Source organism: Vibrio clamense (genome assembly GCF_050337905.1).
Lineage (GTDB): Bacteria > Pseudomonadota > Gammaproteobacteria > Enterobacterales > Vibrionaceae > Vibrio > Vibrio cortegadensis.
This window is the reverse complement of sequence record NZ_JAKJTJ010000026.1, coordinates 79,601-91,773: the sequence shown is the minus strand read 5'-3', so window position 1 is coordinate 91,773 and position 12,173 is coordinate 79,601. Positions and strand designations below refer to the sequence as shown.

Genomic DNA, 12,173 nt, shown 5'->3' with positions numbered 1-12,173 from the left:
AGTATTACTTCTTAGCGTCTTCTTTAACTTCTTCAAATTCAGCGTCAACTACATCGTCTTCTTGCTTAGGTTGCTCACCTTCGGCGCCAGCTTGTTGAGCTTGAGCTTGTTGTTGAGCAATTTCCATTAGCTTTTGAGCCGCTTGCATAAGTTCTTGAACTTTAGCATCGATCGCTTCTTTATCATCACCAGACTTAACGCCTTCTAATGCTGTAATAGCCGCTTCGATTTTCTCTTTCTCGTCTGCAGGTAGAGCTTCACCAGCTTCTTCCATTTGCTTACGAGTGCCGTGGATCATTTGGTCAGCTTGGTTACGAGTAGTCACTAACTCTTCGAATTTTTTATCTTCTTCTTTGTTAGCTTCAGCTTCTTGTACCATTGCTTCGATTTCGTCGTCTGATAGACCACCAGAAGCTTGGATAGTGATCTTCTGTTCTTTACCAGTCGCTTTATCTTTAGCAGATACGTTTAGGATACCATCAGCATCAAGGTCGAATGTAACTTCGATTTGTGGCATGCCACGTGGTGCTGGTTGAATACCTTCTAGATTGAATTGACCTAGAGACTTGTTGTAAGTCGCTTGCTTACGCTCACCTTGAAGAACGTGGATAGTTACCGCGCTTTGGTTATCTTCAGCTGTTGAGAACGTTTGGTTCGCTTTTGTTGGGATAGTTGTGTTTTTCTCAACTAGTTTAGTCATTACGCCGCCCATCGTTTCGATACCGAAAGATAGAGGAGTTACGTCTAGTAGAAGAACGTCTTTAACATCACCAGCAAGTACACCACCTTGAACTGCAGCACCCATTGCTACTGCTTCATCAGGGTTTACGTCACGACGAGCTTCTTTACCGAAGAACTCAGCAACTTTAGCTTGAACCATAGGCATACGTGTTTGACCACCAACTAGGATTACGTCAGTGATATCGCCTACTGATAAATCAGAGTCAGCTAGAGCAACTTTAAGTGGCTCAAGAGAACGTTGTACTAGGTCTTCAACTAGAGATTCTAGTTTTGCACGAGTCACTTTAACGTTCATGTGCTTAGGACCAGTCGCATCAGCGGTAACGTAAGGAAGGTTTACGTCAGTTTGCTGTGCAGAAGACAGTTCAATTTTCGCTTTTTCTGCAGCTTCTTTAACACGTTGCATTGCAAGAGGATCGTTCTTAAGATCGATGCCTTGCTCTTTTTTAAACTCTTCAACCAAGTACTTGATCATGCGGTTATCGAAATCTTCACCACCAAGGTGAGTGTCACCGTTAGTTGCTAGTACTTCGAAAGTTTGGTCGCCGTCTACTTTGTCGATTTCAATGATAGAGATATCAAATGTACCGCCACCAAGGTCATATACTGCGATAGTGCGATCGCCATCTTTCTTATCAAGACCGTAAGCAAGTGCAGCTGCTGTTGGTTCGTTGATGATACGCTTAACTTCTAGACCAGCAATACGACCAGCATCTTTTGTTGCTTGACGTTGTGCATCGTTGAAGTATGCAGGAACAGTGATTACTGCTGCTGTTACTTCTTCGCCTAGGAAATCTTCAGCTGTCTTCTTCATCTTCTTAAGAATTTCAGCAGAAACTTGAGGAGCAGCCATTTTTTGACCTTGCGCTTCAACCCAAGCATCACCATTGTCAGCTTTAACAATGTTGAAAGGCATGATTTCGATATCACGCTGAACTTCTTCATCTTCAAAACGACGACCGATTAGACGCTTAATTGCGAATAGTGTGTTTTGAGGGTTTGTTACGGCTTGACGTTTAGCTGGCTGGCCTACTAGCGTTTCACCTTCAGTATATGCAACTACTGATGCTGTAGTACGTTCGCCTTCAGCATTTTCAATTACGCGTGGTGCGTCGCCGTCTAAAACTGCAACACAAGAGTTAGTAGTACCTAAATCAATACCAATGATTCTACCCATCAGGCTATCTCCGAAATAAATTCTGTTTAGTTTTTGCTATGCCCCAAAATTGGAGCGAGTAAACAAGGACGCAATCCTCATTCACAAATTATGAAGCACAATCATGTTTGCTTCTTGTATGCCCAATAGATAGGGGCGGACAATTCCTTTTCAAGGGTCGCAAGCAAAAAAAATCACTTTTTTATCTGTATTAGTCAAAAAGCGAAGGGTTATTTTCAAAAAGGCGGTTTCGACTCTTTAAAAATGGCACCGGCACTCATCAGTAACGGTCCCCCCCTAAAAGCTGAAAACCGCCAAAAGAAAGCGGAGCCAAGTTGGCTCCGCTTATTATATCTGTTGTATCGTTTCTTATGAGTTAGCTTGTCTTATGAGTTAGCTTGAGCTGGCTCTGCTTCTTTCTCAATTGATACCGAGATTTCATTCTCTGATTTAGCCACAATGGTATTCACAGCGGTATCACCAACCACATTTGAAGAAGTACAGAACATATCATTAATACGGTCAACCGCAGCAATGATTGCAAGACCTTCCGGTGGCAAGCCTAGTTGATGAAGAAGCACGCCCACCATCACAACACCACCACCAGGAACACCACCAGCACCAATAGACAGAAGTAGAATCGTTAAGCCTAGAGTGAAGATGTCTGCAGAGTTAATTGGCTGACCAAATGCGTTCGCAACGAAAATAGTCGCCAATGCAATATAGATAGACACGCCTGACATGTTCATTGTCGCGCCGAGCGGAACACCAAAACCAGCCACTGACTTAGATACATTAAGCTTTTCAGTCAAAGTACGCATCGTTACAGGGATAGTTGCGTTAGAACTTGCTGTAGATAGTGAGAACAGTATTTGTTCACGAGTTGCACGCAAGAATTGGCGAGGAGAAATACCTGTTGTCAGTCCAACCATCATTGGATAGAAGACAAAAATCCAGAATACAAGCATTGCGACAACAAGCGCCACGTAACCAGCAACAGAAGCAAGAGTATTCGCATCTAAAGTGGCACCCAGTTGAATCATAAGGGCAAACACACCAAATGGAGCCAAACTCATCACCAAGCCTACAAGCTTCATCATGATCTCATTGGCCATTTTGAACGTTTTGATCGCAGGGCCGCCACGAGAGTCAAGCGCCTGAATAGCAAGACCAGTCAAAATAGCCATGAAGATGATTTGGAGCATGTCACCATTGGCAAAAGCTTGCACAGGGTTGCTTGGTACAATATTAACAACTAGAGAGAAAATGTCTGGCGTTTCTGTTGTCGTCAGCTTAACCGCTTCAGAGACCGTTCCAGCAAGATTTGCATCAGCACCCGGTTGGAAGATCATACCAACAGTTAAAGCAGCCGTAATCGCAATGATGGTGTTAATAATGTAAAGCGCAAAGGTTTTACCACCAAGACGACCAAATGCCGTGATGTCTTTTAAATCGACGATGCCACAAACGATAGAGACATAAACTAGAGGCACAACCAAAAGTTTAATCAGTGAAACAAACATGCCACCAGCGCCTTCTGCAAGGCCTAGTAAGTATGTATCGAAAATTGTTATCCCATTAAATAGATACTGAATGGCAGTACCAATAAGCAGACCAGCGAACAAGCCTACAAAAATTTTACTTGAGAGCGATTTATCCATCGTTCGTCTCCGGTTCGTTGTGTTGAATAATTGTAATATTTTAGTGAGCAAAGCGTTTAAAACGCTAAACTACCGCGCATAATACACAGCAAAATTACAATTTAAAGCATTTATTTACATTAATGCTACATAAAGCAAATCAGAACAAACAATCACCAACGCATAGCATTGCAATACAAAACTCCAATCACCAAAGATAACAATATGTTATTACATCGAACTCAATAAAGATTAGAAAGCCCTTATATATCGAGCCTCCCTTGAATTAAAAACAAAAAAAAGAGAAGCCTAAGCCTCTCTTTTTATGCATTCGATTTGGTACTTTATTTTGCAACCATAACCATTGCAGGGCGAACCACACGCCCGTTCAACTCATAGCCTTTTTGCATCACAAACATAACCGTGTTTGATTCGTGATCTGGACTTTCTTGAATTGACATAGCTTGGTGGAATTCTGGATTAAACACTTCACCTTCAGGGTTAATCTCTTTCAAACCAAACTTAGACACGGTATCTACGAATGTCTTGTGAGTCAGCTCAATGCCTTCAAGAATTGGCTTCACCGCTTCATGTTCTGCATCTGCTGCTTGAATTGCACGCTCAAGGTTATCAATAACCGGTAGCAAGCCTTCCGCAAATTTGTTCAGTGCATATTTACGAGCTTTATCGATCTCTTGCTCAGTACGGCGGCGCATGTTTTCAACTTCAGCCTTAGCACGTAATACAGACTCTTGTTGCTCTTTAATTTTAGCTTCGCTAGAAAGCAATGCAGCTTCAAGTTGAGCGACTTGAGACTCTTCTTCTGGAAAAAGTTCTTCTTCTGGGTTCCAGTCCACATCCGCTTCAGTACCAACAGCTTCAACTTCTTGCTCGGCTGTTTCTTGCTGTTGCAGCTCTTCTTCTTTCAATTTGTTCTCTTCGTTGCTCATGTTCTCTCCAGAATTCAATTTTCTATGCATATCAAAAGGCGATATTAAACCTCTAAATTGAGATAAAAAACTCGCATAGACGTTCGACTTGCCTTTATTATGGGGACGAAGATTTGTGATTCAAGCATTAATAGTTTGGAAACGTTATGAAAAAGCCATTTGAGGTCATTGCCATCATAGGTAAACCTCGTGATCAAAAAGCAATTCAAACCCATCGAGAGCTATTTAATTGGCTAACTTCTGAGGGTTATCAAGTATTTATTGACGATCGTCTTGCTGCGATCTTAGATGATATCCCACAAGAACAATTTGCCAGCCTAGTCAGCCTAGGAAAAAAAGCCGATCTTGCCATTGTTGTTGGTGGTGATGGGAATATGCTTGGAGCGGCAAGGATCCTTTCACGCTTTGATATTTCCGTCATTGGAGTCAACCGTGGAAGCTTAGGATTTCTTACCGATCTCAACCCAGAAGACTTCCAAACCTCACTGCAAGCCGTATTGAGTGGTGAATACTCTGAAGAAGAACGCTTTCTATTAGAAACTGAAATACATCGCCACGGTCAAATAAAAAGTCATAATGCCGCATTAAATGAAGCCGTTTTACACCCGGGTCAAGTCGCACGAATGATCGAATTCGAAGTGTATATCGATGATAGTTTTGCTTTTTCTCAGCGTTCAGATGGATTAATCGTTTCCACACCTACAGGATCCACCGCTTATTCGCTTTCAGGTGGAGGCCCTATCCTCTCTTCAAGCCTTAATGCCATTTCACTTGTGCCTATGTTCCCACACACTTTATCGAGTCGACCGCTTGTAGTAGATGGAAATCGAAATATTAAGCTCATTGTTTCTCCTGATAATCCGGGCACTCAAGAGGTGAGTTGTGATGGACAAATATCGCTACCTGTTTCTCCTGGCGATGAAATTCATATTTACCGAAGCCCCAACGTACTTAAGTTGATTCACCCGAAAGATTACAGCTATTACCATGTACTGCGAAACAAACTTGGGTGGTCTAGTAAGCTGTTTTAATTCCGTGCTCGCTTAAGGCATTGGACGGATATAAATCTACCAAGTTACTAAAACATAAGTAGATTAAAGAGAAACGGCCATTAGATTGATGCTGCTCACAAAATGAAATCGCATAAGCAACAAAAATTACCTGTATAACTTTACTGTATAAAGAAACAGTATATACTGTCTTCTTATACAGTAGTGTTTAGTTATACAGGTAATAAAAGATGCTGGCTCATTTAAGTGTTAATAATTTTGCAATTGTTAAGTCGCTACAGCTAGAGCTCTCTAAGGGCATGACCACCATCACTGGTGAAACAGGCGCAGGTAAATCTATTGCAATAGATGCACTCGGGTTATGTTTAGGCGGTCGAGCTGATGCAGGCATGGTAAGACAAGGTGAAGAAAAAACCGAAGTCAGTGCCGCGTTCTTACTCGACAACAATCTCAATGCCACTCGCTGGTTAGAAGACAACGATCTTTTTGATGGAAGCGAATGCATTTTACGCCGAACCATCACCAAAGAGGGTCGCTCTCGCGCTTTTATTAATGGCAGCCCTGTTCCGCTATCTCAACTAAAATCACTCGCTCAACTATTGATCAACATTCATGGTCAACATGCGCACCATCAATTAATGAAAAGTGATTACCAACTCTCCATGTTGGATCAATATGCAGGCCATACTAATCTACTAAAAAATGTCCGTAACGCTTATCAAGCGTGGCGACAAGCTGACAACAACCTAAAAACTTTACGTGATAATAGCCAACAGAACCAAGCTCAAAAGCAGCTTCTCGAATACCAAATTAAAGAGTTAACTGAACTCGCCATTGGTGAAGAGGAGTTCCAAACGTTAGAGCAAGAGCATAAACGCTTATCCAATAGCGGAGAGCTTGCCTCAAGTTGCCAACTCGCCATTGATCTCATCTATGAAGGCGATGAATACAATGCACTCAGCGTGCTTCAAAAAGCCAATAGTTCGTTAATCCAACTGGCTGAGCTAGACGAAAAACTATCCTCACTTCCTAATATGCTTGAGGAAGCGATCATTCAAATTGAAGAGACCAACAACGAACTGCGCTCATATCTAGACTGCATTGATGTAGATCCAGGAAGAATGGCCTTTGTGGAAGAACGCTTCTCAAAAATTATGTCTATCTCTCGTAAACATCATGTTCAACCCAATGAGCTCTATCAGCATCATCAAGATTTGTTGAAACAGATCGAAGAGCTTGATTGTTCAGACGAGAAACTCGACGAACTCGCTCAAGAAGTGCAGCAAAAATTCCAATTATTCCTCAATCATGGCGAGAAACTGCATAAGTCTCGTAGTCGCTATGCGAAAGAGTTAAATAAACTGATCACACAAAGCATGCATGAATTGAGCATGGAAAACGCTAAGTTTGCGATTCAGGTTGAAGCTCAAGGTTCTCATCCCTCTCCTCTTGGATTAGATTGCGTCACTTTTGTGGTTTCGACTAACCCTGGGCAACCAATGCAGCCCATTGCGAAAGTCGCTTCTGGTGGTGAATTATCACGTATCTCATTGGCGATACAGGTCATCACCGCACAGAAGGTAGAAACACCAAGCCTTATTTTTGATGAAGTCGATGTCGGTATCAGCGGCCCAACCGCTGCCGTTGTCGGGAAGATGCTTCGTCAACTAGGAGAGTCCACTCAGGTAATGTGTGTTACTCACCTTCCTCAAGTCGCAGGGTGTGGGCATCAACAGTTGTTTGTCGCGAAAAATACTAAAGCGGGAAAAACTGAAACGCAGATGAACGTTTTGGATGAAACTCAGCGTATTGGAGAGCTAGCACGACTGCTTGGAGGCAGCACAATCACCGACTCGACATTAGCCAACGCGAAAGAACTACTCATGGTTGCTTAAGCCGAAAGTTTGTTTGAAAAGTTCAATCAGAGCACTATTTTTGTCCAATAATGCAACTTAACTCAAAAATAGCAGTCTGATTAGCATCAAATAACAGGGAGTTTTTTACTTCTGCCTCTAGCTTGTTTATTATCAGGCCAGATTTACGGATAACGACTAAGAATTTTACTATGCGATTTAAGAAGTGGTTAGTAGCAGTCCCACTAGCACTAACAATGTTGACGGGTTGCTCCGTATTAGAAAAGCTGGTTTATCGAATTGATATAAACCAAGGTAACTATGTAGAACAAGAAGCAGTTAGCCAACTCAAGTTTGGTATGACTAAAGACCAAGTTCGATATGTCATGGGATCCCCTATGCTAATTGAAAATGGCTACCCTGATACTTGGTACTACATCTACCATCACACCAAAGGCCATAACGATCCGATCCAAAAGGACTTAATCGTGAACTTTGGTGAACATGGTACATTATTGAATATTGCGGGTGATTTCCCGGAAAGCGACACCTTTTTCGAAGGCTTAAACTAATCCTCATCGGAAAACACAACGCGCAATAAAAAGGCTCGCAATGACGAGCCTTTTCTATATCTGGCGCATAGGCAATTTTCCACAATGACGTCACATTACTGTAACGACAACGGTTTCAAGTTAAACACAGCAACGCCAATGCAGATGTGGTTAACGAAACCATTTTTACCGAAGACATCGTTACCATAGATATAGTCAACGAAGACATGATAACAAAGAGATTGCAAACAAGACCTAACTAGCTTTTACGCATCTCATTCATCTTACCGCCTGTCACAGGGTCAATAGTCCCTGCGGCTTTGGCTTGTTCCGCTCGCTTGCGTCTGATTTCTTTAGGATCAGCAAGCAGTGGTCGGTAAATCTCAATGCGATCTTTGTCTCTAACCGTCGCATCTAACTTAATATTGCGACTAAACACCCCCAGCTTATTTTTGGCTAAATCAATCTCAGGGTACAAAGCCAACACGCCCGACTGCTGTACAATCTCTTCCACTGTCATATTACGGTTAACCACCAAGTTAAATACTCGCTGCTCGTGTGGCAACGCGTACACAACCTCTACATGGATCATGTCCGATTCAATACTCATCTTTAATACACCTGTTTCGCGCGTTGGGTAAATGCACTGACCATATTACTCGTCAGATCATTGAAGATCTTCCCAAAAGCCATCTCAATCATCCGGCTTGAAAATTCGAACTCCAACTTCAACTCAACCTTGCATGCCTGTTCATCTAATGGGATAAAAGACCAACCACCTTGTAACTTTCTGAACGGACCATCTACCAACTCCATCATAATAGAAGTACCATCAGTTAACTGATTAGAAGTAGTGAACGTTTTACTAATACCGGCTTTTGCAACATCAACTGATGCGACCATTGTCGTACTTGATGATTCCAAGACACGAGAGCCTGAACAACCAGGCAAAAATTCGGGATAACGGGCAACATCATTAACCAAAGCATACATCTGGTCAGCACTAAACGACACTAACGCTGAGCGAGTGACTTGTGGCATATAGACTCCTGTAAGTAACAGCGATACATTTAGCTGTCGAAAAATTTAATTCTATTGAGCTAGCGCGCAAATAAAGGATTCCCCAATTCAGGTGCAATCCGTATAATGAGGCCATTATGGCAAAGAATAAATCAAAATCAAAAGCGGGTAGCAATACCATTGCGCTAAATAAGAAAGCTCGCCACGAATATTTCATCGATGATGAGATAGAAGCGGGGCTTGAGCTACAAGGCTGGGAAGTAAAATCTCTACGTGAAGGTAAAACTAATATCGTGGAAAGTTACGTCTATGTTCGGGATGGAGAAGCATTTATCAGTGGTATGACTATCACTCCGCTTATCCAAGCATCAACACACGTTGTCGCTAACCCAACTCGTATTCGTAAACTTCTTTTATCTAGAAAAGAACTCGATAATCTTATCGGGCGCATTAATCGTGAAGGTATGACGCTAGTTGCAACCGCTATGTATTGGTCTCGCTCATGGGCGAAAATCAAAATTGGCGTAGCAAAAGGTAAAAAACTGCACGACAAACGTACTGATATGAAAGAAAAAGATTGGGCGAGAGATAAATCGCGAATTATGAAGAGTAGTTTGCGTTAATTTTAAGCACTTAAACGCACAACGCTAGACAGGCTATGCTTTTCTGGTACTATGCAAATAACACTTGGGGCTGATTCAGGATTCGACAGGAATTTTGAAGTCTGAGGTGCATGCCGTGGGGCGGTTGGCCACGTAAAAAGCCGCAAAAAAATAGTCGCAAACGACGAAAACTACGCACTAGCAGCTTAATAACCTGCTGAGAGCCTTTCTGCCCTAGCTTCCGCTTGTAAGACGGGGAATAACAGAGAGTCAAACCCAAACTAGCTAGATCGGATTCTCCCGCCTGAGAGATGAAGTTCGAAATTTAATTCAGGATAGTCATTTACTAGCGTGTCGGTTCGCAGGTACTTGGTGAAATTAAAGATCGACTAAGCATGTAGTACCAATGATGAATGATTTCTGGACGCGGGTTCAACTCCCGCCAGCTCCACCAATTCATTAAATTAAGACTCCTTAGGGCGTCTTTTTTTATGCCTGTAGCCCTTACACTGTAAGGAGTTAGCGTATTTTGGTGTATTACTGCATCTAGTGGCATCTTGCGTTTGTGGGAACATTTATGGGAACATCAATATCGTGTTCCTAACGTAGTGTTCCCATTATGGCTAAATCAATCCAAAGACTAACTCCTACACAAATAAAAAACACCAAACCCCAAGAAAAAGAAATCCACCTATATGATGGTGATGGGCTAAAACTGCGCGTTGCCACTAACGGTACCAAATCTTGGTTACTCAATTACTATCGTCCTACCAATGGCAAAAGAGCAAATCTAGCTCTTGGTAAATACCCAGATCTAAGCTTATCTAATGCTCGAAAAAAAGCACTAGAAGCAAGAGAGCTAATTGCTCAAGGAATTGACCCAAAAGAACACAAGGATGATTTAAAGGCTGAGAAGATAGCTCTAACTGAACACACTCTTTTTTATATCTCCAATGAGTGGTTCAAAATCAAAAAGGACACCATAACGCCTGACTATGCAAAAGATATATGGCGCTCACTTGAGCTATATGTATTCACTAAGCTTGGTGAAACTCCTATTAGCCATATAACTGCACCGATGGTTATTGAGCTATTAAAGCCAATAGAGGCGAAAGGTAGTTTAGAAACGGTAAAGCGTATTTCACAAAGATTGAATGAGATAATGAATTACGCAACTAACTGTGGTTTTGTTCAAGCTAACCCACTAACTGGTATTAAAGCTGCTTTTAAGAAACCGAAGAAAGAGAACATGGCAGCCCTTAAACCTGAAGAGCTTCCTGAGTTAATGCAAGAAATTGCCAATGCCAGTATTAAGCGAACTACTAGATGCCTATTAGAGTGGCAACTTCATACCATGACACGTCCGAACGAAGCCGCAAGTGCTCGTTGGGAAGAGATAGATTTTGAAAACAATATTTGGGTAATTCCAGCAGAGCGAATGAAGAAGCGCCGCGAACATCGAATTCCGCTTACAGAACAATCTCTCCTGCTACTCGATATCATGAAGAATATAAGTGCTGATCGAGAATACATTTTTCCTTCAAGCCGAGATCCTAAGAAACCATCTAATAGTCAAACGGCAAATATGGCGCTAAAGCGTATGGGATTTGCAGGGAGGTTAGTCAGTCATGGTATGCGTTCACTTGCTAGTACCACTCTCAACGAACAAGGCTTTGAACCTGACTTAATTGAAGCAGCTTTAGCTCACGTTGATGATAACCAAGTAAGAAGCGCATATAACCGAACTGATTACTTAGATCGTCGTATGCCGATGATGTGCTGGTGGAGTGAACATATAGAAAAAGCAAGTCAAGGTAGCTTATCTCTAACAGGCTATAAAACATTAAAAATTGTTGGCTAAAAAATAATTTTACTAAGGGGATTCACTCCCCCCTTTTTGAAATTATGAATTCCATCCGGACACCTGATCACAACCATCAACTCAAAAATAATTTTAATGCTATGATCTAATTGCTCTTTTATGACTTTAAGAAATTGGTGCTAAAAATGCTTGATGATAAGCTTGTTCAGATGAAACGCAGATTAATTAGGCTTCAACAGCAAACTGAAGCTCTAGTACAACAAGAGAAAAAATTGATTTTGCGATTAGAAAGAATGGATGAAAAAATGCGAAAACAAAACGAGCGTTTTTTTATTCAATGGTTTGGTCTTACGTTTACTTGCTTCGATTATACGTGGCTCAATTTCATGTACCCTGATATGACTATTCGGAAAGCGTCAAGGTGGTTAAACCAACCAAAATCAACTTTATATGATCGAATCAACTCCGTATTCGCAAGTTACGATATTTGGGAGCGACACCTTAATCCACTAGCCGAGCAAGGTAGCTATCACTTTATTCGTATCATCTATGCGTATGAATTAATACGAAGTGATTACGAAATGTCAGTAAAGGCTTTCTGCAATATTTATGCACTCCCATATAACACGGTTCGAGCACAAATAAACAGGTGCGATGCAGAAAAAATACTTACACACGCTAATCATTTTTACTTACTGTATCACCCAAACAAGAATACAACACCAATGCGACAAAGCTACACCACTGTTGATGTTACGGAAAAAGTGCTCAATATATTCACTAAAAGACATCCCCTTTCAATCAATACATGAGCACTTTTCAGCTAAT

General features: G+C 41.6%; 11 protein-coding genes and 1 other RNA gene. 7 read left to right on the top strand and 5 right to left on the bottom strand.

Features of this window, described 5'->3' with window-relative positions; translation table 11 throughout:
- Positions 1 to 4 precede the first annotated feature (4 nt).
- The 3 genes from dnaK to grpE form a co-directional block, all read right to left on the bottom strand.
- Positions 5 to 1,918 carry a molecular chaperone DnaK gene (gene dnaK, locus L4C39_RS14785; protein WP_113796522.1) on the bottom strand — a complete coding sequence of 638 codons (1,914 nt, stop codon included), beginning with the start codon at positions 1,916 to 1,918 and terminating at the stop codon, positions 5 to 7.
- 365 nt (positions 1,919 to 2,283) lie between these two features.
- Positions 2,284 to 3,558 carry a dicarboxylate/amino acid:cation symporter gene (locus L4C39_RS14780; protein WP_371711906.1) on the bottom strand — a complete coding sequence of 425 codons (1,275 nt, stop codon included), beginning with the start codon at positions 3,556 to 3,558 and terminating at the stop codon, positions 2,284 to 2,286.
- Positions 3,559 to 3,881: 323 nt separating this feature from the next.
- Entirely contained in the window at positions 3,882 to 4,487 is a 606-nt protein-coding gene (gene grpE, locus L4C39_RS14775) for a nucleotide exchange factor GrpE (protein WP_113796526.1), read from the bottom strand.
- Between the two features lie 146 nt (positions 4,488 to 4,633).
- Between grpE and nadK the strand changes: the two genes are divergently transcribed.
- From nadK to bamE, 3 genes are all read left to right on the top strand, one after another.
- Entirely contained in the window at positions 4,634 to 5,518 is an 885-nt protein-coding gene (gene nadK / locus L4C39_RS14770; protein WP_017053800.1) for an NAD(+) kinase, read from the top strand.
- 209 nt (positions 5,519 to 5,727) lie between these two features.
- Positions 5,728 to 7,392, top strand: a complete 1,665-nt coding sequence (gene recN, locus L4C39_RS14765) for a DNA repair protein RecN (protein ID WP_261888473.1) — start codon at positions 5,728 to 5,730, stop codon at positions 7,390 to 7,392.
- A gap of 170 nt (positions 7,393 to 7,562) precedes the next feature.
- Positions 7,563 to 7,922 (top strand): outer membrane protein assembly factor BamE, encoded by a 360-nt coding sequence (gene bamE, locus L4C39_RS14760; protein WP_017053798.1) that lies wholly within the window; start codon positions 7,563 to 7,565, stop codon positions 7,920 to 7,922.
- A 238-nt stretch (positions 7,923 to 8,160) separates the two neighbouring features.
- Here the strand turns inward: bamE and L4C39_RS14755 are convergent, their stop codons facing one another.
- Positions 8,161 to 8,511, bottom strand: coding sequence for an RnfH family protein (locus L4C39_RS14755; RefSeq protein WP_113796530.1), 351 nt, complete (start codon positions 8,509 to 8,511; stop codon positions 8,161 to 8,163).
- Positions 8,512 to 8,513: 2 nt separating this feature from the next.
- A complete protein-coding gene (locus L4C39_RS14750; RefSeq protein ID WP_113796532.1) occupies positions 8,514 to 8,942 on the bottom strand; it encodes an SRPBCC family protein in 429 nt (142 codons plus the stop codon).
- Between the two features lie 116 nt (positions 8,943 to 9,058).
- Here L4C39_RS14750 and smpB point away from each other — a divergent pair, with 116 nt between their 5' ends.
- The 4 genes from smpB (at position 9,059) to L4C39_RS14730 (ending at position 12,157) form a co-directional block, all read left to right on the top strand.
- Positions 9,059 to 9,544: an SsrA-binding protein SmpB gene (gene smpB, locus L4C39_RS14745; RefSeq protein WP_017053795.1), complete on the top strand. Its 486-nt coding sequence runs from the start codon at positions 9,059 to 9,061 to the stop codon at positions 9,542 to 9,544.
- A gap of 66 nt (positions 9,545 to 9,610) precedes the next feature.
- Positions 9,611 to 9,977: a transfer-messenger RNA gene (ssrA, locus tag L4C39_RS14740) on the top strand.
- Positions 9,978 to 10,142: 165 nt separating this feature from the next.
- Positions 10,143 to 11,384 carry an integrase domain-containing protein gene (locus L4C39_RS14735; RefSeq protein ID WP_429746635.1) on the top strand — a complete coding sequence of 414 codons (1,242 nt, stop codon included), beginning with the start codon at positions 10,143 to 10,145 and terminating at the stop codon, positions 11,382 to 11,384.
- A 146-nt stretch (positions 11,385 to 11,530) separates the two neighbouring features.
- Positions 11,531 to 12,157, top strand: a complete 627-nt coding sequence (locus L4C39_RS14730) for a hypothetical protein (RefSeq protein WP_429746633.1) — start codon at positions 11,531 to 11,533, stop codon at positions 12,155 to 12,157.
- Positions 12,158 to 12,173 lie beyond the last annotated feature (16 nt).

What these genes read in the sequence shown, in the direction of transcription:
- L4C39_RS14755 (WP_113796530.1), bottom strand. Translation starts at nt 8,511, where the DNA reads ATGAGTATTGAATCGGACATGATCCATGTAGAGGTTGTGTACGCGTTG.
- L4C39_RS14730 (WP_429746633.1), top strand. Translation starts at nt 11,531, where the DNA reads ATGCTTGATGATAAGCTTGTTCAGATGAAACGCAGATTAATTAGGCTT.
- grpE (WP_113796526.1), bottom strand. Translation starts at nt 4,487, where the DNA reads ATGAGCAACGAAGAGAACAAATTGAAAGAAGAAGAGCTGCAACAGCAA.
- smpB (WP_017053795.1), top strand. Translation starts at nt 9,059, where the DNA reads ATGGCAAAGAATAAATCAAAATCAAAAGCGGGTAGCAATACCATTGCG.
- recN (WP_261888473.1), top strand. Translation starts at nt 5,728, where the DNA reads ATGCTGGCTCATTTAAGTGTTAATAATTTTGCAATTGTTAAGTCGCTA.
- L4C39_RS14735 (WP_429746635.1), top strand. Translation starts at nt 10,143, where the DNA reads ATGGCTAAATCAATCCAAAGACTAACTCCTACACAAATAAAAAACACC.
- nadK (WP_017053800.1), top strand. Translation starts at nt 4,634, where the DNA reads ATGAAAAAGCCATTTGAGGTCATTGCCATCATAGGTAAACCTCGTGAT.
- bamE (WP_017053798.1), top strand. Translation starts at nt 7,563, where the DNA reads ATGCGATTTAAGAAGTGGTTAGTAGCAGTCCCACTAGCACTAACAATG.
- dnaK (WP_113796522.1), bottom strand. Translation starts at nt 1,918, where the DNA reads ATGGGTAGAATCATTGGTATTGATTTAGGTACTACTAACTCTTGTGTT.
- L4C39_RS14750 (WP_113796532.1), bottom strand. Translation starts at nt 8,942, where the DNA reads ATGCCACAAGTCACTCGCTCAGCGTTAGTGTCGTTTAGTGCTGACCAG.
- L4C39_RS14780 (WP_371711906.1), bottom strand. Translation starts at nt 3,558, where the DNA reads ATGGATAAATCGCTCTCAAGTAAAATTTTTGTAGGCTTGTTCGCTGGT.